The 23720-nt window shown below is 70.9% G+C and carries 18 protein-coding genes and 1 pseudogene; 9 read left to right on the top strand and 10 right to left on the bottom strand.

The annotated features are described in order from the left end of the window. A partial coding sequence (locus tag CA984_RS27400) for a GyrI-like domain-containing protein (protein ID WP_108724625.1) occupies window positions 1–379 on the top strand: 379 nt, incomplete at its 5' end. On the opposite strand, the gene CA984_RS27395 is transcribed toward CA984_RS27400, so the two are convergent. From CA984_RS27395 to CA984_RS27370, 6 genes are all read right to left on the bottom strand, one after another. Then, the gene (locus CA984_RS27395; protein ID WP_086576418.1) at window positions 349–987 is read right to left on the bottom strand and encodes a hypothetical protein; all 639 of its coding nucleotides are present in this window, start codon (window positions 985–987) and stop codon (window positions 349–351) included. The genes CA984_RS27400 and CA984_RS27395 overlap by 31 nt on opposite strands. Next, window positions 987–1223, bottom strand: a complete 237-nt coding sequence (locus CA984_RS27390; RefSeq protein ID WP_086576417.1) for a helix-turn-helix transcriptional regulator — start codon at window positions 1221–1223, stop codon at window positions 987–989. The genes CA984_RS27395 and CA984_RS27390 overlap by 1 nt, the downstream gene beginning before the upstream one ends. 18 nt (window positions 1224–1241) lie before the next feature. Then, complete coding sequence (locus CA984_RS27385) at window positions 1242–2078, bottom strand: ABC transporter permease (protein WP_086576416.1); 837 nt, start codon at window positions 2076–2078, stop codon at window positions 1242–1244. Continuing rightward, the gene (locus CA984_RS27380; protein WP_086576415.1) at window positions 2075–2920 is read right to left on the bottom strand and encodes an ABC transporter ATP-binding protein; all 846 of its coding nucleotides are present in this window, start codon (window positions 2918–2920) and stop codon (window positions 2075–2077) included. The genes CA984_RS27385 and CA984_RS27380 overlap by 4 nt, the downstream gene beginning before the upstream one ends. A 142-nt stretch (window positions 2921–3062) precedes the next feature. Next, window positions 3063–4292, bottom strand: a complete 1230-nt coding sequence (locus CA984_RS27375; protein ID WP_086576414.1) for a cytochrome P450 — start codon at window positions 4290–4292, stop codon at window positions 3063–3065. Window positions 4293–4432: 140 nt separating this feature from the next. Further along, entirely contained in the window at window positions 4433–5566 is a 1134-nt protein-coding gene (locus tag CA984_RS27370) for a CaiB/BaiF CoA transferase family protein (RefSeq protein ID WP_086576420.1), read from the bottom strand. A 224-nt stretch (window positions 5567–5790) separates the two neighbouring features. Between CA984_RS27370 and CA984_RS27365 the strand changes: the two genes are divergently transcribed. The 4 genes from CA984_RS27365 (at window position 5791) to CA984_RS27350 (ending at window position 11085) form a co-directional block, all read left to right on the top strand. Next, window positions 5791–7362 carry a serine/threonine-protein kinase gene (locus tag CA984_RS27365; protein WP_242676200.1) on the top strand — a complete coding sequence of 524 codons (1572 nt, stop codon included), beginning with the start codon at window positions 5791–5793 and terminating at the stop codon, window positions 7360–7362. 1 nt (window position 7363) lies between these two features. Continuing rightward, on the top strand, window positions 7364–8344 hold the full coding sequence (locus CA984_RS27360) for an NAD(P)-dependent oxidoreductase (protein ID WP_086576412.1): 981 nt from the start codon (window positions 7364–7366) through the stop codon (window positions 8342–8344). A gap of 119 nt (window positions 8345–8463) precedes the next feature. Further along, complete coding sequence (locus tag CA984_RS27355; protein ID WP_423229328.1) at window positions 8464–9813, top strand: FAD-binding oxidoreductase; 1350 nt, start codon at window positions 8464–8466, stop codon at window positions 9811–9813. A gap of 12 nt (window positions 9814–9825) precedes the next feature. Next, window positions 9826–11085 (top strand): class I SAM-dependent methyltransferase, encoded by a 1260-nt coding sequence (locus tag CA984_RS27350; RefSeq protein WP_086576410.1) that lies wholly within the window; start codon window positions 9826–9828, stop codon window positions 11083–11085. A gap of 29 nt (window positions 11086–11114) precedes the next feature. Here CA984_RS27350 and CA984_RS27345 read toward each other — a convergent pair whose 3' ends face one another. The 3 genes from CA984_RS27345 to CA984_RS27335 form a co-directional block, all read right to left on the bottom strand. After that, window positions 11115–12602 carry a type 1 periplasmic-binding domain-containing protein gene (locus tag CA984_RS27345; RefSeq protein ID WP_086576409.1) on the bottom strand — a complete coding sequence of 496 codons (1488 nt, stop codon included), beginning with the start codon at window positions 12600–12602 and terminating at the stop codon, window positions 11115–11117. Next, on the bottom strand, window positions 12595–14808 hold the full coding sequence (locus tag CA984_RS27340) for a hypothetical protein (RefSeq protein WP_086576408.1): 2214 nt from the start codon (window positions 14806–14808) through the stop codon (window positions 12595–12597). The genes CA984_RS27345 and CA984_RS27340 overlap by 8 nt, the downstream gene beginning before the upstream one ends. A 164-nt stretch (window positions 14809–14972) precedes the next feature. Next, on the bottom strand, window positions 14973–16508 hold the full coding sequence (locus CA984_RS27335; protein ID WP_086576407.1) for a long-chain-fatty-acid--CoA ligase: 1536 nt from the start codon (window positions 16506–16508) through the stop codon (window positions 14973–14975). A gap of 179 nt (window positions 16509–16687) precedes the next feature. On the opposite strand from CA984_RS27335, the gene CA984_RS27330 reads away from it, so the two are divergent. The 4 genes from CA984_RS27330 to CA984_RS27315 all read left to right on the top strand — a co-directional run bounded on the left by CA984_RS27330 (window position 16688) and on the right by CA984_RS27315 (window position 22491). After that, the gene (locus CA984_RS27330; RefSeq protein WP_086576406.1) at window positions 16688–18232 is read left to right on the top strand and encodes a GMC family oxidoreductase; all 1545 of its coding nucleotides are present in this window, start codon (window positions 16688–16690) and stop codon (window positions 18230–18232) included. Between the two features lie 100 nt (window positions 18233–18332). Then, on the top strand, window positions 18333–19589 hold the full coding sequence (locus CA984_RS27325; protein ID WP_086576405.1) for a cytochrome P450: 1257 nt from the start codon (window positions 18333–18335) through the stop codon (window positions 19587–19589). 348 nt (window positions 19590–19937) lie between these two features. Next, window positions 19938–21188 carry a cytochrome P450 gene (locus CA984_RS27320; protein ID WP_086576404.1) on the top strand — a complete coding sequence of 417 codons (1251 nt, stop codon included), beginning with the start codon at window positions 19938–19940 and terminating at the stop codon, window positions 21186–21188. 28 nt (window positions 21189–21216) lie between these two features. Then, window positions 21217–22491 (top strand): cytochrome P450, encoded by a 1275-nt coding sequence (locus tag CA984_RS27315; protein WP_165781431.1) that lies wholly within the window; start codon window positions 21217–21219, stop codon window positions 22489–22491. A 1-nt stretch (window position 22492) separates the two neighbouring features. On the opposite strand, the pseudogene CA984_RS27310 reads toward CA984_RS27315, so the two are convergent. Beyond that, window positions 22493–23720, bottom strand: a pseudogene (locus tag CA984_RS27310) (hypothetical protein); the annotation flags it as partial.

Genomic DNA, 23720 nt, shown 5'->3' with positions numbered 1-23720 from the left:
GCTGGGCGCGCTGTGGGCGCGGGCGGGGGCTCCCGGAGCGTTCGCGCACGTCCCCGGCCGGGTGGATGAGAACATCTACGCGGTGCTGACCGACTACGAGAGCGATCACCACGGCTCCTACACGCAGATCGTCGGGGTGGCCGTCCGCACCGCCGCCGCGCTGCCCGAGGGCATGGTCGCGGTCCGGGTGCCCGGCGTCCAGTCGCTGAAGCTGGAGGCCCGCGGGCCGATGCCGGGGGCGCTCCTGGAGGCCTGGCAGCGGCTGTGGAAGCACACCGAGTCCGGTGGCACCCCGCCGCGCGCCTTCACCACCGACCTGGAGGTCCACCACCCGGCGGGCGCCGACCTCTACGTGGCGGTCTTCCCGTCGATGGGCTGACCGTCCCCGGAGCGGCCGGGCGCCCCGCCGCTCCGGCCGTCCTGGTCCTCGTCGTCGCGGCCGTCTCCGTCGTCCGGGTCGTCCTCGTCGTCCGGCGGCGGGTCGGACATCTGCCAGCCCGCCATGAGCGTCGGCAGGATGACGTGCGTCGCGATCACGCCGAACACCAGCATGACGATCGCCGCCGCCGGGATCTGGACGGCCGTCTCGCCCCTGGGCACGGCGAGGGAGAGCAGCAGCACGCCGAGCACGACGAGGGTCACCGTGGTGCCCCGGTGGGCGTTGGCCTGGATCTTCTGGCGCTCGCGGGACTGGCGTTCGTCGAGGTGGCGTTCGGCCAGGCCGACCACCCCGCGGGTGGCCCCGACCAGCGCCGAGTAGACCACGACGTAGATCACCGACGCGGCGCCCGTCAGGGCGAAGGTGGTCCACATCGCGGTCAGGCTCGGCGCCAGGTAGTAGCAGACGATCGCGCTGACCCAGATCAGCCCGGCGGAGCCGGCGCCCACCCCGACGAGGATCCGGCGGCGCCCGCGGGTGGCGTACCAGGAGCGCGGGGGCCAGTCGCGGTAGCGGGCCTCCAGTTGCCCGGGGGTCAGCTCGCCCATCACTTCACCTCACTGCCAAGCCGGGGGAACGGTCTCAGGGAGAACACGATCTCCACCGGCACCTCGAAATACTCGGCGATGCGCAGGGCGAGGAACAGGCTCGGGCTGTACTGGCCCCGCTCCAGATAGCCGATCGTCTGATAGTGGACACCCAGGGCGGCGGCCAGATCCTTGCGCGAGACGCCGCGCTCGGCTCTCAGCACCGAGATCCGGTTGTATACGTCTTCCGCGGACATCGTGATGCTCTCCCGGGGTCAGGAGGCCTGCGCCGCCAGTCGGCGCTCGGCGAGCCGGGACCCGGACTCGCGCCGGGTGACCCGGCGGATCAGCCCCGGCGCCAGCAGCATACCGGCGACGGCCCACGTCGCGAGCGCGCCGGCCACCCAGGGCAGGCGCCAGCTCCCGCCGATCTCGGCGGCGAGCATGGCGTCGGGCATGAACGCCGCTCGCAGGCCGAGTCCCTGCCAGTAGAGCGGGAAGGCCTGGGAGATCCACTGGACGACCTCCGGCATGAACGTGACGGGGAGCATGACCCCCGAGGTGACCATCAGGACCATCATCGGCAGTCCCAGCAGGCCCGCCGCGGCCTTCGGCCCGGGGACCAGGCAGCCGATGACCGCCCCCAGCGGCACCACGGCGACGGTGCCCAGCAGCAGCACCCACACCAGGGTCAGCCAGTCGCGGGGCGGTGCGATCCCGCCCATGGCGAGGCCGGCGCCCACGATCAGCACGCTCTGCACGGCGATCTGGCACAGGACCGTCACCGCCCGCCCGGTGAGGTAGGCCGGGATCCCGCCGGGGATGGTCCGCAGCCGCAGCAGCGTCCCCTCCTCGCGGTCGGTGGCGATCGCCATCGGGAGGGTCATCAGGCCGTTGGAGAAGATGGTGAAGGCCAGGAACCCGACCGTCATGAACGTGCCCTGGGAGACGCCCGTCTCCCCGACCTGGCCGTCGCCGATCCAGAGCAGCAGCAGGACGAAGACCCCCACCGTGCCGATCAGGGTGGTGAGCAGCTCCTTGCGGTCCTTGACCAGGTGCAGGTGCTCTTTCCAGCCCCGGCGCAGGCCGATGCGGAGCGATGTGACGTTCATGCCGCCCTCCCGATGAGGCTCAGGTAGTTCTCCTCCAGCGACGGGCGCCGGATCTCCAGGCCGGGCACCGGCCCCTGGAACCTGCCGTGCAGCTCCCACGCCACCTGGGACGGGTCCGACGTGGTCAGGACCCGCTCCCGGCCGTCCTCCAGCCAGCGGACGTGCGACTGCGCCTGTACGGCCTCCGCCAGCTCGGACGGGGTCCCGCACACGGCGATCTCCCCGCCGACCAGGATCGCGGTCCGGTGTGCCAGCTTCTCGGCCTCGGCGAGGTCGTGCGTGGTCAGCAGCACCGTGATGCCCTCGTCGGCGGCGAGTTTCTCGATCAGCAGGTGGAACTCCCGGCGGGCCTCGGGGTCGAACCCGGTCGTCGGCTCGTCGAGGAACAGCAGCTCGGGACGGCCCACGATGCCCAGTGCGACGTCCAGCCGGCGGCGCTGGCCACCGGACAGGCGGCTGACCCGCTGCCCTGCCTGCGCGGTCAGGCCGAGCGCGGCCAGCAGCTCGTCGGGGTCGCGGGGGTCGTCGTAGAACTCGCCGAGGTGGGCCAGGAGGTCCCTGGCGCCCCACCGGGGATGGTCGCGCCAGCTCTGCAGCACGATCCCGAGCCTGGCCCGCCATGCCTCGGTGCCCCGCTCGGGGTCCACCCCCAGCACGCTCACCTCGCCGGCCGACCGGTTCCTGAAGCCCTCCAGGATCTCGATCGTGGTGGTCTTGCCCGCCCCGTTGGGGCCGAGCAGCGTGAAGATCTCGCCACGCCCTATTTCGAGGTCGACGCCTCGGAGCACTTCGGCGGCGCCGTAGTTCATCCGCAGCCCGTGGACGCTCACTGCAGTATCCATATGTAGAAATGTAGTAGGTCTACTACATTTTGAGCAACCTTCAATACGAAAAGCGGTACACCTGAGACAGGTGTACCGCTCCTGACCTGCGAGGATCAGGGATCGGGCGGGGGCCGGCCGGGCCCGTCCGCGGGGCCGGAGCTCAGCGCGGCTCCAGGATCACGGGGAAGGAGGTGACGCCCCTGACGAAGGCGTTGGGCAGGATGCGGGGGCCCTGGTCGTCGGCCCGGGCCGCCGAGCCGACCCGGCGGACGAACTCCTCGAAGAAGATCCGCAGCTCCAGCCGGGCCAGCGCGGCGCCGAGGCAGAAATGGGTGCCGAGGCCGAAGGCGATGTGGCCTCCGGGCGCGCGGGTGACGTCGAAGACGCCGGGGTCGTCGAAGACCGACGGATCCCGGTTGGCGGAGCCGTACATCAGCAGGACCTGCTGGCCCTCGGAGATCTCCTGACCCCGCAGGACGGTGTCCCGGGTGGCGGTCCGGCACATGTTGAGGATCGGGGTGGTCCAGCGGATGAACTCCTCGACCGCGTCGCCGATCAGCGCCGGGTTCTCCCGCAGCCTCCTCCACTGGAGGGGATGCTCGATCAGCGCGTCGATCGCGGTGGCGATGACGGTCCTGGTGGTCTCGGCGCCGCCGTCCAGCAGCAGCAGCGCCTCGTTGGCCAGGCGGTCGTCGTCGTAGCCGGGCTGCCGGCTCCAGACCGAGATCAGGTCGTCGTGCGGGCATCCGCGCCGCTCGGCCGCCAGGTCCAGCACGGCCGTCGCGAACTCGCCGGCCGCGACGGCGGCCTCGTGGGTGACGTATCGCAGGCCGCCTCCGGCCACGATCGTCGTCTCCGACCAGTGGACCAGCTCCGGCCAGCGCTCGTCGGGGAAGCCCAGCAGCCAGCCGATCATCCGGCCCGGCAGCGGGGCGGCCAGCGCCGGGACGGCGTCCACGGTGCGCCTGTCCAGGGCGTCATCGATGAGCTCGGTGACCACGGCCCGGATCCGGTCGGTGTATCTCTCCGCCACGTAGCGCGGGGTGAAGCGCTTGTAGACCAGGCGGCGGCGCTCGGCGTGCTCGGGGTCGTCCAGCCCGATCATCGACGGGTCGCTGGGGAGCTGGGGGCGGTAGCCGCCGGTGTTGGTCCAGAGCTTCGGGGCCCGCTCGATCGCGGAGACGTCGGCGTGCCGGGAGACGCCCCACAGGCCGTTGCCCGCGTCGAAGTGGACCGGCGCGTGCTCGCGCAGCCAGGCGTAGACCCGCCAGGGGTCGCCGGCGTACATGTCGCCGTCGAGCAGGTCGATCCCGGCCGCGTCGAACGCCGGCGCCGGTGCCGCGGCGGGCGGTGCGGCCTGCCGGTCCGCCTCGGAGAAGGGGGTGTTCATCTGCCCCTCCCGGCCGGGTGCGGTGCGGGGCGGGCGACGCCGGCGGCCGTCGCGGCGCGGATGACGAGATCATGCATGATCAGCTCCGGAACGTCGGGGGATTGCGGGGCGTTCGCGTCAGGTCGCGGCGGGTCCTTCCATCAGGCGAGCACTCCCGCCGCGCGCAACTTGGCGGCGGCCTCGTCGGACAGTCCCCAGGAGGACAGGTCGGCCAGCCGGGTCGCGGGGGAGAGGTCCTGTCCGGCCGCGCCGACCAGGCGCGGCGCGGGCGCGGGCTGCCGGACGCCGCCGACCTCGACGAAGGCGCCGCGGGCCCTGTTGTGCGGGTGGTCGGCGGCCTCGGCCATGTCCAGCACGGGGGAGACGCACGCGTCCGACCCCTCGAACACCGCCTCCCACTCGGCGCGGGTCCTGGACCTGAACGCCTCGGCCAGCCGCTCGCGCAGCGCGGGCCACTGGGACCTGTCGCCCCGGTCGGGCAGGTCCCCGAGGCCCATCAGCGTGACCATCTCCGTCCAGAACTGCGGCTCCAGCGCGCCGACCGCGAGGAACTTGCCGTCGGCGGTCTCGTAGGTGTCGTACATGGGCGCGCCGGTGTCGAGCAGGTTGGTCCCGCGGGGGCCCCAGAAGCCGCTCTGGACCCCGTGGTAGAACATGGCGAACAGCGTCGCCGCCCCGTCGACCATGGCCGCGTCGATCACCCTGCCCTCGCCGGTCCGCTCCCGCTCGATGAGCGCCAGCAGCACGCCGTACGCCAGCATGAGGCCGCCGCCGGCGAAGTCGCCGAGGATGTTGATCGGCGGGGTGGGCCGGTCGCCCTCGCGGCCCAGCATCGACAGGACGCCGGAGATCGCGATGTAGTCGATGTCGTGCCCGGCGGTCGGCGCCAGCGGGCCCTCCTGGCCCCAGCCGGTCATCCGCCCGTAGACCAGGCGCGGGTTGACCTCGTGCAGGTCGGCGGGGCCGATGCCGAGCCGCTCGGCGACCCCCGGCCGGAAGACCTCGATGACCACGTCCGCGTTCCTGACCAGCTCCTTGAACGCGGCCACGCCCTCGGGTGACTTCAGGTCCAGGCCGACCGTCCGCTTGCCCCGGTCCATCACGTCGGCGCGCGGCCTGTCCCCCGCCGCGGTGACGGTGCCGACGCGCTCGACCCGCAGCACCTCCGCGCCGTGGTCGGCCAGCATCATCCCGGCGAACGGCCCGGGGGCCAGGCCGGCCAGCTCAAGCACGCGGACTCCGGCCAGCGGGCCCTTCCTGGTCACGCGCTCCATCGACATCTCCTCGGGTGCGGTCTCGACTCTAGCCGGGCACGGCTCACACAAGCAAGCGCTTGGTAATATGCGGCCTTCCCTCGAGCCAAGTAGAACAACATTCGGCTTTCTGTGGCAAGACATCCGGCATGGGGCCGCGTGGTGCTTGGGTGTTATGGGAAACTTGCGCGTTATCTGAATGGGGACCTAGGGGTTGCGCGATGACATATCCGCACAGTGAACGGATGGTCGCTGGGCGTTACCGACTGCTGCGGGAGCTCGGCCGGGGCGGCATGGGCGTGGTGTGGGAGGGATACGACACGCTCCTGGACCGGCCGGTCGCGGTCAAGGAGGTGCTCCTCCCGCCGAACCTCGCCCCGGCCGAGCACGAGCGCCAGCTGACCCGCACCTCGCGAGAGGCCAGGACAGCGGCCCGGCTCAACCACCGGGGCATCGTGGCGGTCTACGACGTGGCCGAGCAGGACGGCCGTCCCTGGATCATCATGGAGCTCGTCAGGGCCCGCGGCCTGGACGAGGCCGGCCCGCTCCCGGTCCAGCAGGTCGCCGACATCGGCCGCCAGGTGCTGTCGGCGCTCCAGGCGGCCCACGAGGCCGGAATCCTGCACCGCGACGTCAAGCCCAGCAACATCCTGCTCGCCCCCGACGGCCGGGCCGTGCTGACCGACTTCGGCATCGCGACGGTGGAGGGCGACACCTCGCTGACCCAGACCGGCATGGTGACGGGTTCGCCCAGCTTCCTGCCGCCGGAACGTGCCACGGCCGACGCGGCGGGCCCCTGGTCCGACCTGTGGGCGCTCGGCGCCACCCTCTACGCCGCGCTGCTGGGTCACGGCCCCTTCGAGCGCACCACCGCCATCGCCACCCTCGGCGCCCTCCTCACCGAGGAGCCCGACTTCAGCCGGGTGCCCCCCGCGATGCGGGAGGTGCTCACGGGCATGCTCCAGCGCGACCCCGCCCACCGGCTGACCCTCCAGCAGGCCGACGCGCTCCTGGCGGAGGTGGGCGGCGACCCCGCGGCGGCGCCCCGCCGTACCGAACGGCACCGCAGGCGGGACGCGCCCACCTCGGCGATGCCCGCCCCGCGGCGCAGGCGCGACCGCGGCCGCGGCCGGATCCCGCTGATCGTGGCCGCCGTGGTGGTCCTGGCCGGCGGGGGAGCGGCGGCGGCCGTGGCGATGACGCAGTCGCAGCCGCCGAGCACCCCGCAGGCCGGCCCGGTCTCGGACACCTCCACCGTCGCCGCCGTGGCCACCCCGACGGAGCCGCCGAGCGAGTCCCCCACCCCCAGGCCGTCCAGGAGCCGTACCGCCGTCGCGGAGGGGCAGCAGTGGAGGCAGTGGCAGGCCAAGCCCCCGGAGAACTGGTCCATCGGGTATCCGGCCGGCTGGAAGGGCGACTGGGCCGCCGAGACGGGCTACACCCAGTGGCTGCGCCGCGACGGGGGCGCGCACATGTCGGTGGAGGTGCTCCCCGGCCCCCACGACAGCCTGGAGTCGCTCCAGGAGACCGTCAGGACCGACGTGGCGCAGTGGAGCGAGATCGACGCCGACGAGGTCACGCGCGTCCCCCTGGCCTACGGCACCGGCCTCCAGTGGGAGTTCACCTGGACGATGAAGGACAGCGGCGGCGTGCCGTGGGCCCGTCCCGGAGTGACCTACCACGAGGTCCGCCGGTTCATCGGGGTCGGCGACACGGTCATGGTGCTGAGCTGGACCACCGCCGAAGCCGAGTGGAAGAGCCAGCTGAACAGCATGAACCGGGCCTTCAAGAGCTTCCAGCCGCGCGGAGGCGAGTGAGGTGACATGGAGGGTGCTGGCGCTGCCGCCGCTTCCCGAGCAGGCGCTGCGCGACCTGCTCGGGCCGCTGGGAGAGCGGGTCGAGGTGTCCGTCCCGGCCCGCCGTGACCGGGAGGCGCTGCTCGCCGCCCTGCCGGAGGCCGAGATCGTGGTCGGCGACTGGAGCGGCGGGCTCGCGCTGGACGCCGAGGCCGTCCTCGCCGCCCCGCGCCTGGCGTTCGTGCAGCAGCCGTCGGTGGGCGTGGACGGCCACGACCTCGGCGCGCTGGCCGCCGCCGGAGTGCCGCTGGCCAACACCGCCGGAGTGAGCGCCATCGCGGTGGCCGAGTGGTGCTTCGCCGCCGCGCTCGCGCTGTCGAGGCGGCTGCTCGACGCCGACGCCGCGGTCCGCGCGGGCGGCTGGCCCCAGCTCGACCTCGGCCCCAGGGAGCTGTACGGCTCGCGGGTCGGCATCGTCGGCTTCGGCCCGATCGGCGAGGCGTGCGCCCGGATGTTCGACGGCTACGGCTGCGAGGTGTCCTACTGGACGCGGCGGCCCCGCGAGGTGCCCTACGCCTACCGGGAGCTGGAGGCGCTGGTCGCCGGCTCCGACGTGCTCGTGGCGGTGATCGCCCTGTCGGAGGAGACCCGGGGCCTGATCGACCCGTCCCGGATGCCCGCGGGATCGCTGCTGGTCAACGCCGCCCGCGGGGGAGTGGTGGACCAGGCGGCGCTGCTGTCGGCCCTGGAGTCCGGGCACCTGGGCGGCGCCGCGCTGGACGTGTTCGAGACCGAGCCGCCGCCGCCCGGAGACCCGCTGCGCCACAGCGCCCGGGTGCTGCTGTCGCCGCACGTGGCCGGGGTGACCCCGCAGTCCACCGGCCGCCTGGTCCGGTGCGTGCTGGACAACCTGCGGGCCGCGGTGGAGGGACGTCCCGTGGCCAACGTGCTCAACGGGGTGGACCCGGTGGTCCGGCGCCGTCCCGAGGACGGACGTCCGTAGAGTTTTCGCGCGTTTAACGTGTCCCGTCTGGCTCGCGGGACACCCGGGATATAACGTGCGAGGGGCGATCTTTACTATGAGGGCTCTGGGGGTGAGGTCCTGTGCAACAGATGACACAGATGTCGGCGCATCGGCGCGCCGTCGAGCAGATCAGGGAGTCCTACGCCGCGATTCCCGAGGACGCGGTGCCCCGGCTGGCCAAGGCCACGACCAACCTGTTCCGCTTCCGGGACGGCGCTTCCGGAGCGAAGCTGTCGGCCCGGGACCTGGACCAGGTCATCGAGGTGGACCCGGTCACCATGACCGCCGAGGTCCAGGGGATGACCACCTACGAGCACCTGGTGGACGCCACGCTCGCGCACGGGCTGATGCCCTACGTCGTGCCGCAGCTCAAGACGATCACGCTGGGCGGCGCGGTGACCGGGCTGGGCATCGAGTCCACCAGCTTCCGCGACGGGCTGCCGCACGAGTCGGTCGAGGAGCTGGAGATCCTCACCGGCGACGGCCGGATCGTCGTGGCACGCGACGACAACGAGCATCGCGAGCTGTTCCGTGCCTTTCCCAACTCCTACGGCACGCTCGGTTACGCGCTCCGGATCCGGATCAAGCTCAAGGCCGTCCAGCCGTACGTCCGGCTGACCCACATCCCGTTCGGCGACGCCGACAAGTGCATGGTCGCCATGAAGGAGATCTGCGAGAGCGGCGAGCACGACGGCGAGCCGGTCGACTTCGTGGACGGCACGTTCTTCGGTCCCGGTGAGCTCTACGTGACCGTCGGCCGGTTCGCCGAGCGCGCGCCCTACCTGTCGGACTACACCGGCATGCGCATCTACTACCGGTCGATCCAGACCAGGACCCGCGACTGGCTGAGCATCCGCGACTACCTGTGGCGCTGGGACACCGACTGGTTCTGGTGCTCGCGCGCCTTCGGCGTGCAGGGGGCGCTGGTGCGCTCGCTCATGCCGCGCAAGTGGATGCGCTCCGACGTCTACCGCAGGCTCGTCGGCCTCGACCGCAAGTACGGCGTGATCGCCCGGGTGGACCGGTGGCGGGGCCAGCCCGTCCAGGAGTCGGTCATCCAGGACATCGAGGTGCCCGTCGAGCGCGGTGCGGAGTTCCTGGACTTCTTCCACGACAGAGTCGGCATGACGCCGGTGTGGATGTGCCCGCTGAAGTCCTCCGGCGAGTGGCCGCTCTACCCGCTGGAGCCCGGACGGCTCTACGTCAACTTCGGCTTCTGGGGCACAGTCCCCCTGCCCCGGGGCCAGTTCGACGGGTACTACAACCGTCTCATCGAGAACAAGGTGCACGAGCTGGACGGGCACAAGTCGCTGTACTCGACGTCCTTCTACTCCCGAGACGAGTTCTGGCGGTTTTATAACGGAATCGCCTACTGGCCGGTCAAACGGGCATACGACGCGGGTGGCCGGTTGCTCGACCTCTACGACAAGTGTGTGCGGGGGCGTTAGGAGGTTGATTCTGTGAAGCTCGCAGAAATCTTCGAAAAGGTCATAGGGCCTCAGGCGGACATCCGGTTCGCCGCCTATGACGGCAGCAAGGCCGGTCCACCGAATGCGGACATCAGCATCGAGGTGAAGTCCCCGGCTGCGGTGGCCTACCTGGCGCAGGCCCCTGGGGAGCTCGGTCTCGCCAGGGCGTACGTGTCCGGCCATCTCGACGTCCAGGGCGACATGTACAACCTGCTGTCGCGGATGTGGTCGCTCACCATCAACGACATCCCGACGAGCGAGAAGCTCGCGGCCGTCCGCGCTCTCGGCATCAAGCCCCTGCTGATGCGGGTGCCGCCGCCTCCCCAGGAGGTACGGCGCAGCATGCTGGCCAAGATGGGCAGCAGGCACGCCAAGCAGCGCGACGCCGAGGCGATCCACCATCACTACGACGTCTCCAACAGGTTCTACGAATGGGTGCTCGGCCCGTCCATGGCCTACACCTGTGCGGTCTTCCCCAGCGAGGAGTCCACGCTGGAGGAGGCGCAGCACGCCAAGTTCGACCTGGTCGCCAAGAAGCTGGGTCTCAAGCCCGGAATGCGGCTGCTGGACGTGGGCTGCGGCTGGGGCGGCATGGTCATGCACGCCGCCCGCGAGTACGGCGTGAAGGGGCTCGGGGTCACCCTCTCCCGCCAGCAGGCCGAGTGGGCGCAGAAGGCCATCGCCGAGGAGGGGCTGGGCGACCTGGCCGAGGTCCGCCACATGGACTACCGGGACGTGAAGGAGAGCGGCTTCGACGCCGTCAGCTCGATCGGCCTGACCGAGCACATCGGCAAGGAACAGCTGCCGTTCTACTTCCGGTTCCTGTACGACAAGCTCAAACCCGGCGGCCGGATCCTCAACCACTGCATCACCCGGCCGACCGGCACCGAGAAGACCATCAACGCCGGCGGCTTCATCAACCGCTACGTCTTCCCCGACGGGGAGCTGGAGTCGGTCGGCTACCTGGCCCGGCAGATGGAGGACCTCGGCTTCGAGATCCGCCACGAGGAGAACCTGCGCGAGCACTACGCCCAGACTCTCCGCTACTGGTGCGCCAACCTCGACGAGCACTGGGACGAGGCGGTCGAGGAGGTCGGTCAGGGCACGGCCAGGGTCTGGCGGCTCTACATGGCCGGCTGCGTGGTCGGCTTCGAACGCAACAAGATCCAGCTTCACCAGATCCTCGGTGTGAAGCTCGACGCCCAGGGCGCGGCCCACATGCCGCTGCGCCCCTCCGTCGACTGGCCCTGATCCTCATCCGGTAATACGGTCCGCGCCCTTCACGGGACGCGGGCCGTACCGCCGGACCCTCCGGGAGGGGTTCCGCTCTCCGAGGTCAGCCCGGAGAAGGCGACCTTTCCGTCGGCGGAGAGCCGCAGGACCGGGATGGCCTTGTTGACCGGGTTGCCCCTCTTGTCGAAGGAGATCCACCCGCTGGCGGCGGCCACGGTGAAGGGTGCGCTCGTCAGCAGGTTCGCGACGGCGCTCGCCGTGGGGCGGGTCGTGCCCTGCGCGGCGAAGATGTCCACCACCCCGATGGCGGTCAGCATCGCGTCATGGTGCATGATGGCCTGCCCGTCGTCGAGGGACTCCTCGGGGAACCTGGCGCCGAAGCTGTCGGTGCCCCGCCTGAAGCGGTTGGCTATCGCCGGCTGGACGGCCTCGGGGTGGCTGTCCCAGGCCGCCGGGTGGGCCAGCGCCGTGTAGTAGACCTCCAGATTGGCCCGGCTGTCGTCCCAGATCGGCTCCGGCTGGGACCGGTTGAGGTTGCTGGCGTCGTCGCCGGTGATGACGGTGATCTTCCGATCGGCGCACGTCCGGCGGGTCAGCGCCCGCAGGAAGGGCGGCAGGTTCTGCCAGCGCCCGGCGAAGAAGACCACGTTCGCGCCGCTGTTGCAGATCCGCTCCGGCATCTGCCCGAGCACCGTGTCCGCGCTGTCGAGCGAGGAACTGTAGGTCAGCGAGACGTTCAGCAGGCGGCTTCTCCTGTTCGCCGGGCTGACGACGTCGGCGAAGGCGGAGGTGAAGGACGCGGCGAGGGTGCTGGTGTAGGAGTCGCTCCCGTCCTCGTCCTGAACCAGGACCGCGGTGACGGCGCCGCGCTCCTTGAGGAAGTGCGCGATGGCCCTGGCCTGGGCGCTGTTGGGAGGGGACACCCGGACCATGGTGGCCTTGTCGGCGAGCTTGTCGGAGGTGATGACGGCGCCCACCATGGCGATCTGGGCCGCCGAGAGCTCGTCGATCGCCTTCTCCGTCCCCGCGACGCTCGAACCCAGCCCGGTGACCGCCACCAGGTGCTCCTGCCCCGCCGCCTTCTCCTTCAGCTCGCCCACCGTGGCCCGCCAGGCGTCGGAGTCGCCGGAGGAGTCGGCGAGCAGGAGCTGCACGTTCGGCGCGCTCGCGTCGCCCTCGTTGTGGTTGCTCCAGTACTGGGCCAGGTAGGCCCCCTGCAGGGCGTGCCGGATGGACTCGGTGCTCTGGGTGCTCGTCGGACTGACCACCGGGTCCATCGGCAGCATCACCGCGATGCTCACGTAGGGCGTGCCCTGCCCGCGCACCCACTCGTTCTCCCGGCGGATCAGCTCCGCGACGGGTGACAGGTTCGCGGTGTAGTGGCCGGACCCGTCGGTGACCCGGGGACGCGGGCGGAGGACGAGGAACAGCCCGGCGCCCAGGGCGCCGGCGAGCAGCACGCAGAGCAGCCCGAACCAGAAGGGGTGGACCTTCCGGAACGGCGCGCGCTTGTCGAAACCGCGCTGCTCACTCATCGTCGTCCTCCCGGTCGTAGCGGTGGGCCTCGTTCACGAGGATCGTTCTGCCGCTGGTCGCGTACCGGGCGAGCAGCCTCAGGCCGTCCGCGACGCTCCGGCGCCTGTTGCGCAGGGGGTCCACCCCGGGATCGGACAGGAACCAGCGGTCGACGACCACGCTGCGCACGACGGCCAGCCGCTCCGCGCCGCCTGTCCGGTCCGGGAAGGGCCGGTCGCGCGGGTCGTCCGGCGGCTCCTGCCCGGCATGGTCGCCCCGCCCGTCCTGCGGCTCCTGTATGAGCCGGCCGTACAGGTCGTCCGGCGACATCGTCACGGGCAGCCGGTTCGGCGCGGAGGTGATCCAGTTGTACTGCCTGATCCACGCGGCCATGTCGATCCTGTTGAACCGCCCGTCGAGGAGCGCCACCACCTCCCGCAGGTGGCGGCGGCCGGCGGCCGTCAGGTCCACGCGGGCGAGCCGGTGGTGCATGACCATGGACAGCCGGTCGCGGGGCAGGTCCTCACGGGAGGTGTAGAGGGCCTCCAGCCGCTGGTGGGCGATGTCCCACAGCGGGCCGTCGCGGCGGTGGCGGCGTTCGAGTTCCCGCAGCAGCAGGCGTCTGAGCCAGGGGTGGATGGCCGGCGCCCTCTCCTGCCCCGGACCGGGGACGAGCCACATCTGGTCGCCGAGCTCGTCGACCGCCGAGCGCCAGGGACGCGACAGCAGCCCGGCGTCATCGGCGTCCGCCAGGTTGGTCGCGGCCGAGCACGCGACCAGGTCCTCCAGGTCGTGGGGGAAGTCCCGGAAGGGGTGCTGCGCGTGCGTCCGGTCCAGGGCGGGAAGCCCGCGCAGGCCCTGCTCGGTCCAGCCGAGGTCCTGCCCGTGGTCCCGCGCGTCCGCGTTCTCGTGCCGGTCCGGCCCGTGCTCTTGTGCGCCCGTGTTCTCGTGCGGGTCCTGCCCGTGGTCCCGCGCGTCCGCGTTCTCGTGCGGGTCCTGCCGGTGGTCCCGTACGGCCCTGCTCCCGTGCGCCTCCCGCTCGGCTCGGGCCGAGTCCCGTCCCTCCCCGCGCTCCCGGGCCGCCATGGCCTCCAGCAGGTGCGTGACCGCCAGCGGGTGGCCGCCGGTCAGCGCGTGCACGAATCCCGTGTGAGCCCTGCCCGGCCGTCCCCGGGTGGCTCCGCGCATCCGTGCCACCTCGGTGCGGCTGAGGCCGGGCAGCAGCACCGGGTACCACCAGCGGTCGCGCCTGCCGTTCGCGCGGTTGGCGAGCCAGTCGCCGTGGCCGGCCTGCCGCAGCCGGCGTGGGTGCCGGGCCACGCCGTCCTCGGGGGGTTTGAGGGTCCCCGGGCGGTCCCAGTGATGGCCGAGGTCCTGCCAGGACCTGGAGGTGGCGACCACCAGCAGGGGGTCCCCGCCGGCCGGGCCCGGGGCGGCGGCCCGGTGGGTCTTGGCGGCCACCAGCGCCCGCAGGAACTCCCGGCCGGAGGGGCTGTCGGAGTTGTCCAGCAGGACCAGGCAGTTGCGCGGGCGCCATTTCCTGGACCAGCCCTCCCGCAGGTCCTCCAGGAGTGCCTCGCAGATGATCTGCGCCGCCGCCGGGGACCCGTCCTCGGCCGCGCTGGAACGTGCCAGGTCCGTCAGGCCGCCGGGGTCGAGCCGGTCGCGGTACCAGGCCATGCCCTTGCGGTCCAGCAGATCCACCAGCCGCCGCCCCCGCGCGATCCGGTCGATCATCGTGGCGATGAGCGGACCGGCCACCGGCAGCACCGGAACGCTCCCGCCGAGCAGATTGAAGATCTCCTGAAGGGTCCTGGCGCTGTCCGGGATCCCGCGCCTGCCGCGGATCAGCTCGTAGAGCTCCTGTTCCGCCTCCTCCTGCCTCAGCCCGGGGTCCAGCGAGAGCGCCAGGTTCCCCAGCACCACCCGGGGCAGCTTGACGGGCGCGAATTGGCGCCAGCGGTGGCCCATGACGCGGCGCGCGATCTGCGCGGCGATTTCCCATACCTTTATGTCGGGGTGTTCGGCGCAGTCAATGTGGACAAATGGCAATGAAAAGGAGGTCGCGGCGTTTTCCGCGACCTCCTTCAGGAGAGTGGTCTTGCCGCTCCCGCGTGGGCCGAAGAGCATGATGACGGGCAGCTCGCCGCCCCCGGGCCCATCCTCGCGGTCGAGGCATTCGTTGATCAACCGCCCGCAGGCGACCGCCAACTCGCTGTTCGCCATGTTCTACCCGCCTTCGGCAATTCCCGGCCTGCTGCACTGGAGGCTGAACGAGAGCACGCCCGCCATCTCAAGGGCGGGACCGCATCGTAACCCAGCTTTTCGGGAAATGCTTTTGAGTCAGGCATATATGGCTATTTTCAATTATCTACAGAAAGCCCGGCCGTTCACCTGAGCTCGCGCTTGAGGATCTTCCCGGTCGCGGTCATCGGAAGCGCGTCGCGGAACTCGACCACCCGCGGATACTTGTAGGCCGCCATGTTCTCCTTGCACCAGGCGACCAGCTCCTCCTCGGTGACGGACACGCCGGGAGCGCGGATGATGTAGGCCTTGACCTCCTCGCCGTGCGAGTCGTGGGAGATCCCGACCACCGCGGCCAGGGAGACCCCGGGGTGGGTCATCAGGACCTCTTCGATCTCGCGCGGGTAGACGTTGAAGCCACCCCGGATGATCATGTCCTTGGCCCGGTCGATGATCGAGTAGTAGCCGTCGGCGTCGCGGGTGGCGATGTCGCCGGTGCGGAACCAGCCGTCGTTCATGACCTCGGCGGTCGCCTCGGGCCGGTTGTAGTAGCCCTTCATCACGTTGTGGCCGCGGATCGCGATCTCGCCGGGCCCTTCGCCCTCGACCGTCTTCCACTCGCTGTCGACCAGCCGCATCTCCACGCCCCAGATCGGCGTGCCGATCGTGCCGGGCTTGGTGGGCCTGCCGAGCTGGTTGAAGCTGGCCACCGGGGAGGTCTCCGACAGGCCGTAGCCCTCCAGGATGCCGATGCCGAAGGTGGCCTCGAAGTCCTTGAGCACCTCGACCGGTGAGGAGGCGCCGCCCGCGACCGCGACCTTGAGGGAGGTGGGCACCTCGTCGCCGTCGGCGTGGATCTTCGACAGCATGGCCCAGTACATGGTCGGCACGCCCGCGAACAGCGTGATGTTCTCGGCGCGCATCAGCTCCAGGGCGGGGCCGGGCTCGAAGCGCGGCATGAGCACCACGGTCGCCCGGCGGCGGAAGCCGAGGTTCATGACGGTGGTCTGGCCGAAGGAGTGGAACAGCGGCAGCGCCGCCAGGAAGGCGTCGCCGCCCTCGCTGCGCGGGAACATCTCATCCGAGACCATGGCGTTGAGCAGCATGTTCTGGTGGCTGAGCTCGGCGCCCTTGGGCTGGCCGGTGGTGCCGCTGGTGTAGAGGATCACCGCGGTGTCGTCCGGAGCGGTCTGCACGGTCGAGAACTCGCCCGGCACGCCGTCCAGCGCCGCCCACAGCGTCTCGCCGTACTCGGACTCGGTGGCGAACGCGGCGGCCGGCAGCACGAAGAAGTGCTCGGTCGCCCCGGCCTGGTCGAAGCCCGCCCGGCCGCGCTCGCCCAGCGGCAGCTCCGGCGTGCCCTCGAAGCAGAACAGCGCCTTGGCCTCGCAGTCCTCCAGGTGGTAGGCGATCTCCCTGGACTGCAGCAGCACGTTGAGCGGCACGACCGTGGCGCCGGTCTTGAGGATCCCGTAGTACACGAAGGGGAAGTAGGGAAGGTTGGGGCAGGCCAGCGCGACCCGGTCGCCCTTGCCGACGCCCCTGGAGACAAGCAGGTTGGCAACCTGGTTCGCGATGGTGTTGACCAGGGAGTACGGCAGCCTCAGATCACCGAAGACCAGTGCGGTGCGGTCGGGCTGCTCCCGGGCGCTGTCCTCCAGCGCGATCGACAGGTTGAGCATGGTGCGTCCTCCTCCGAACAAGCTCTGACCCGCTCATACTCGCAGCCCGAGATACCTACCGGTAGGTAACCAAGGTTACAAATTGACGTGTAAAGCAGCGAGGAGTAAGCAGATGAGAGCCCGCTTACCGGGGCGAGCCGGCCGTCCGTGCGTTCGTACGACGAAGGGTCAGTGGCCACATGGAGTACGACTATGTGATCGTAGGCGCCGGCTCGGCGGGATGCGTGCTGGCCAACCGGCTCTCGGCGGACTCCGCCACGACCGTGGCGCTGATCGAGGCGGGGGGCTCCGACGACAGGCTGGAGGTCCGGATGCCCGCCGGCTTCGCCAAGCTCTTCAAGACCGACCGCGACTGGGCCTTCACCACCGCCGAGCAGCCCGGACTGTCCGGCCGCGAGCTGTACTGGCCGCGCGGCCGGATGCTCGGCGGCTCCTCCTCGATGAACGCCCAGATGTGGGTGCGCGGGCACCGGGCCGACTACGACGGCTGGGACGTGCCCGGCTGGTCCTACGAGGAGGTCCTGCCGTACTTCCACAGGGCCGAACGGCGCGTCGGCTCCAACCTCGGCGGCGTGTACGGCACGGCGGGCCCGATCCACATCTCCGAGCTGCGCAGCCCCAACCCCTCCACCGCGGTGTTCCTGCGGGCCTGCGAGGAGCTCGGGCTCACCCGGCTGGACGAGCTCAACGGCCCGTCCAACGAGGGCTGCTGCCCGACCCCGGTCACCCAGAACCGGGGACGCCGCTGGAGCTCCGCCGACGCCTACCTCAGACCCGCCGCCAAGCGGCCCAACCTCACCGTGCTGACCTCCTCGCACGTGCGCAGGGTCCTGATCGAGGACGGGCGCGCGACGGGCGTGGAGTACGGCGACGGCACGGTGGTGCGGGCGCGCAGGGAGGTCGTCCTGTCGGCCGGGGCGATCGGCTCCCCGCACCTGCTGATGCTGTCGGGCGTCGGCGCGGCCGACGAACTGCGGGCGGAGGGCGTCGAGCCGGTCCACGAGCTGCCCCAGGTCGGCAGGAACCTCCAGGACCACCTGGCCTCGGGCGTCATCCTGCACTGCCCCAGGCCGGTCACGCTCGCGGGCGCCGAGTCGGTCGCCAACCTGCTCCGCTTCCTGGTCGGTCGTACCGGCATGCTGACCTCGAACGTCGGCGAGGCCGTGGCCTTCATCCGCACCTCCCCCGGAGAGGCCGCCCCCGACATCGAGCTGATCTTCGCGCCCGGCCCGTTCATCGACCACGGCCTCACCCCGCCCCCCGGCCACGGCCTGACCATCGCCTCGATCCTGCTCCAGCCGGAGAGCCGCGGCCGTGTCTCGCTCAACGGCCGCGACGTGGTGATCGACCCCGCCTACCTGACGGCGGAGGCCGACGTGCGGCGGCAGGTCGCCGGGCTGCGGAAGGCCAGGGAGCTGTTCGCCACCGAGGCGCTCAGGCCGTTCGCCGGGCCGCCGATGAATCCGTACTGGGGCGCGGAGACCGACGAGGAGCTCGACCGCTGGATCCGCGAGCGCAGCGAGACCCTCTACCACCCGGTGGGCACCTGCCGGATGGGGGAGGACGCCGAGGCGGTGGTGGACCCGGCGCTGAGGGTCCGCGGGATCGGAGGCCTCCGGGTCGTCGACGCCTCGGTCATGCCGGTCATCAACCGGGGTCACACCCACGCCCCCACCGTGATGATCGCGGAGAAGGCCGCCGACCTCATCACCCGCGCCGGGTGAGCGGGGCCGCCCGCGCACCGTGGTCCGCACCGACAGCTCACGGCCGCCTGTGCCGTGGCTCACACTTGACGTAAGTGAACACTTGCATAAATCTGGGTTGATGACCGTGAGTGCGACGGATGTCGACCTGTCGGAGATCCTGTTCTGGGCCCGCCCGCAGGCGGAGCGCATGGAGGCATTCAAGCGGCTCCGGGAGCTGGACCGGCCCGTGTTCGTGCGGGAGAACAAGATCCCCTTCGTCGGGCACGGACCCGGCTACCGCGCCCTGGTGCGGCACGCGGACGTCTCCGAGGCCAGCCGGAACGCCGGGGTGTTCAGCAGTGAGCCGACGGCCAACAGCGTCGTCGACATGCCCCGGTGGATGGCGGTCTACTTCGGGTCGATGATCAACATGGACGACCCCCGGCACGCCCGGCTCCGCCGCATCGTCTCCCGGGCGTTCACCCCCAGGGTCCTGTCGAAGATGGAGGAGGACCTGCAGCGGGCGGCCACCCGGATCGTGGACGAGGCGATCGCCGAGGGGCCGGGCGACTTCGTCGCCCAGATCGCGGCCCGGCTGCCCGTCCAGGTCATCTGCGACATGATGGGCATCCCGCCGGAGCTCCACCCCCGGGTGCTCCGCGCCACCAACATCATCCTGGGCAACGCCGACTCCGAGTACACCGGCATCGACCCGGAGCTCACCCGCTGGAACGTCGGCCGGGGCCTGGTCAAGCTGATGGCCGCCGGACGCGAGCTGAACCGGCTGGCCGCCAGGCTCGGCCGCCGGCGCCGGGGTGACTCCACCGGCGACCTGACCAGCATGCTGGTCAACGGCGAGGAGTCCCTCACCCCGCAGGAGCTCGGCTCGTTCTTCATCCTGCTCGTGGTCGCCGGCAGCGAGACCACCCGCAACGCCATCTCCCACGGCCTCAAGCTGCTCACCGACCACCCGGCCCAGCGCGAGCTGCTCCTGGACGACTTCGACGGGCGCATCCCGGGCGCCGTCGACGAGATCATCCGCTACTCCACCCCGGTGATCCAGTTCCGGCGCACGGTCACCCGCGAGCACGAGATGAACGGGCAGGTCTACCACAAGGGCGACAAGGTCCTGCTCTTCTACAACTCCGCCAACCGCGACGAGGCGGTCTTCGCCGATCCCGACGTCTTCGACATCACCCGCCATCCCAACCCGCACGTCGGCTTCGGCGGTCCCGGCCCCCACTACTGCCTGGGCGCCCACCTGGCCCGTCGCGAGGTCACCGTGATGTTCCGCGAGCTCTTCACCCGCATGCCTGCCATCCGGGCCGCCGGCGAGCCCTCCTATCTGCTGTCCAACTTCATCAACGGCGTCAAGCACCTGCCCTACACGGCCTGACCCGCACGCGGTCCCGGCCGGCGCGGTCCGGGGTGAAGGCGGCGAGGGCGGGTCCGGCCGTCCGGGGTCTCCGGCGTGCCCGCCGGTGAGCGCGGAGACGGGTCCGCCGAGGGTGGTCACTACGTCAGCCAAGCGAATGCCGGTATGTGTACCGTGGACATCCGCTCCACGGGCATCGGGGCCGCCACCACAGGCGGTGACGGGCTCGCGCGTCCGGTGGCGGGGGATGGACGCCCCCTGTTCTCCGGGGTGCCGCCACGGGATCGGCGGCCTCGTCCCGGGCTGGTTAGGTTGAAGATCATGTGGCAGGATCAGAAAAACCGAATGTGGTTCTAGTAGGGGGCTGACGTGACGGTCTCACTGGCGGACATCGACCTGTCCGACATCGCCTTCTGGGAGCGGCCGATGGCCGAGCGCGAGGCCGCCTTCGCGCTGCTGCGCGCCCAGGCGGCCCCGCTCCGGTTCGCCGAACCGGAGATCAGCTTCGCCCTTCCGGGACCCGGCTACTACGCCCTGGTCAGGCATGCCGACATCGTGGAGGCCAGTCGTACCCCCGAGGTCTTCTCCTCGGGGCGGGGGTCCACCGCCATCCACGACCTGGGCCCGGAGTTCAGCGAGTACTTCGGCTCGATGATCAACATGGACGACCCGAGGCACGCCCGGCTCCGCCGGATCGTCTCCCGGGTGTTCACCCCCAAGATGATCAAGCAGTTCGAGGCCGACGTGCAGGTCGAGGCCACCCGGATCGTGGACGACCTGATCGCCCGGGGGCCCGGCTGCGACTTCGTCACCGAGGTGGCCGCCAAGCTCCCCTTGAAGATCATCTGCGACATGATGGGCATCGGTCCCGAGCACTACCAGACGGTCTTCGACGCCTCCAACATCATCCTGTCCGGCGGCGACCCCGAGTTCATCCAGGACGTCAGCCGTGCGGCCGAGCTGCTCCTCGGTGCGGGACAGCGCCTGCAGGACCTCGTCGTCTCCCTGGCCGCCGAAGGCGGCGACAACCTCATCACCTCGCTGACCAGCGCCAACATCGACGGCGAGAAGCTGACGATGCAGGAGCTCGGCTCGTTCTTCATCCTGCTGGTGGTGGCGGGCAACGAGACCACGCGCAACGCCATCTCGCACGGCCTGCACCTGTTCACCGAGAATCCGGACCAGCGCGCGCTGCTCCTGGCCGACCTCGACGGCCGCCTCCCCGGCGCGGTCGAGGAGATCGTCCGCCTGGCCTCCCCGGTCGCCTGGATGCGCCGGACCGTCACCCGCGACCACGAGATGAACGGCCACCTCTACCGCAAGGGTGACAAGGTCCTGCTCTTCTACTGGGCCGCCAACCGCGACGAGGCGGTCTTCGCCGACCCCTACCGTTTCGACATCCGGCGCACCGAGGGCCCCCACGTGGGCTTCGGCGGCCCGGGGCCGCACTTCTGCCTCGGCGCCCACCTGGCCCGCCGCGAGCTCACCGTGATGTTCCGCGAGCTGTTCACCCGGATCCCGCAGATCCGCTCGGTGGGCGAGCCGGACCGCCTGCGCTCCAGCTTCATCAACGGCATCAAGCACCTCGATTGCGACTTCGGAGACGCTCCATTGACGTAAGTGGTTGCTTGCGCAAATGATTGACGGCATGAGCGTGACGCCAGCCGAGCGGAAGCCGATCGTCTCCGCCGCCGACTTCGACCTGTCGGACTACGACTTCTGGGCCAGGCCCATGCCGGAGCGCGAGCACGCCTTCCGGCTCCTGCGCGGCCTGGACCGCCCCGCCTTCTACGAGGAGATGGAGATCTCCTTCGCTCCCAAGGGGCCCGGTTACTACGCGCTGGTCAAGCACGCCGACATCCTGGAGGCCAGCCGCAACCCCGAGGTGTTCTGCTCCGGGGACGGCGGGGCCACCAACATCCCGGACATGCCGCCGGAGTTCACCGAGTACTTCGGCTCGATGATCAACATGGACGACCCGAGGCACGCCCGGCTCCGCCGGATCGTCTCCCGGGCGTTCACCCCCAAGATGATCAAGCAGTTCGAGGCCGACGTCGAGGCCGCCGCCGTCCGGATCGTCGACGACCTGATCGCCGGAGGGCCCGGCTGCGACTTCGTCACCGAGGTGGCCGCCAAGCTTCCCTTGAAGATCATCTGCGACATGATGGGGATCCCGGAGAGGGACTACGGCTCCGTCTTCGACCGGTCCAACGTGATCCTCGGCGGATTCGACCCCGAATACGGCGGCGACGACATGACCACGGTCGCCGAGAAGCTGCTGGCCGCCGGGATGGAGCTGCAGCAACTCGTCCAGGACCTCGCCGCGCACCGGGTCGAGCACCCCACGGGCGACCTCACCTCGTCACTGGTCAACGCCAACATCGACGGCGAGAAGCTCACCGCCCAGGAGCTCGGCTCGTTCTTCATCCTGCTGGTGGTGGCGGGCAACGAGACCACGCGCAACGCCATCTCCTACGGCCTGCGCCTGCTCACCCAGAATCCGGACCAGCGCGCGCTGCTCCTGGCCGACCTCGACGGCCGCCTCCCCGGCGCGGTCGAGGAGATCGTCCGCCTGGCCTCCCCGGTGAACTTCATGCGCCGCAAGGTCACCCGCGACCACGAGATGAACGGCCAGCTCTACCGCAAGGGCCAGAAGGTCGTCCTATACTACTGGGCGGCGAACCGGGACGAGAGCGTCTTCCCCGACCCGCTCCGCTTCGACGTCGCCCGCGACCCCAACCCGCACGTCGGCTTCGGCGGTCCGGGGCCGCACTTCTGCCTCGGCGCCCACCTGGCCCGCCGCGAGATCACCGTGATGTTCCGCGAGCTGCTCCGGAGGATCCCGCAGATCGAGGGCGGCAGGCCGCAGCGGCTCTACTCCAGCTTCATCAACGGCATCAAGCACATGGACTGCGCGTTCTGAGTCACGGAGCCGTCGACCGGATCGACTTGAACACGGTGTTGATGTCGGGCAGCAGCTCCTTCTTGCTGTCCGGCACCGACATGTAGACGATCGCGGGCAGGTCGGCGCCGGTGCTCAGGGCGGCCACGACCATGGTCGTCTTGGACGTGCCCGAGGTGATCTCATACGCGGAGAGCTGCCCCCGCAGGCCGTTGACGTTCAGGGTCTGCTGGGCGGTCTTGCGGGCGGAGTTGTCCTCGGGAAAGAACTTCTTCCGGCCGCTGGAGGCGACCGCGTTGATCACCGGGGCCAGGTTGGCCGGTGAGGTGTACTTGCTCTTCAGCCGGGGCGAGAGCGGTCCCGACATCACCTGGGCGAACTGCGTCTTGCCCGTGGAGTCCGGGCCGGCCGGGACGTACTGGCGGGTGGTGAAGCCGTAGGTGGTGGGCACGGCCGGGCGCTGGTCCTGCCGCCAGGGCGCGCCGAGCTGGGCCACGCTGATCGCCGCGGCCTGGTCGGACAGGGTGCCGGCCACCGGCGAGGCCTTGCCGGGGAAACGCGGCAGGCGGCCCACCGCCTGGGACTTGGCGGGCTTCTTGCCGGTCGCGGAGGGCTTGGCCTCCGGGACGGCCTCCTTGGTGGAAGCCAGGGGACCGGCCAGGAAGGCCCAGAGCACGGCGCCGATCAGGGCGATCACCACGGAACCGGCCAGCGCGAACACCCAGACCGGCCTGCCCGACCCGTCGAGATCCTGCTCGTCCTCCATGGCCTGGTAGTTGTCGCCGAAGACCGTGTTCCACAGCTCCTGCTGGCGCTCCGGCGGCGGGGTCTTCGGGCCGCTGATCTGGCCCGCGGTGACGAACGGCCTGTTGGGGTCGGACGGGTCCCTGCTCAGGTGCCCGCCCGGCTGGCCCGACATGGGCTGCTGGCCGGGATGCGGCTGTCCGGGGTGCGGCTGTCCGGGCATGGGCTGCTGTCCGGGGTGCTGGCCCGGCATGGGCTGCTGCCCCGGCATGGGCTGCCAGCCGGGGTACGGCTGGCCGGGATGCTGCTGGCCGTTGCCCGGATGGGCGGGCGCGAGCCCTCCCTGCGGGGGAGTGTGGTGGGGCGGAAGCTGCGGCGGGGCGCCCGGAGGCGCCTCCGGGGCGGTCGCCCCCGCGAGGGCCCACACGCCGGGGTTCTCCGGGGCGACGCCGTTGCCCGAGGGGCTGCCGAACGGGTCCTGGCCGCCGAAGGGGTTGGGGCTGGTG

The organism is Streptosporangium minutum (assembly GCF_002149035.1).
In the GTDB taxonomy this organism is placed as follows: domain Bacteria; phylum Actinomycetota; class Actinomycetes; order Streptosporangiales; family Streptosporangiaceae; genus Streptosporangium; species Streptosporangium minutum.
The sequence above is the reverse complement of the archived record's forward strand: the minus strand, read 5'-3'. Positions and strand labels throughout refer to the sequence as shown.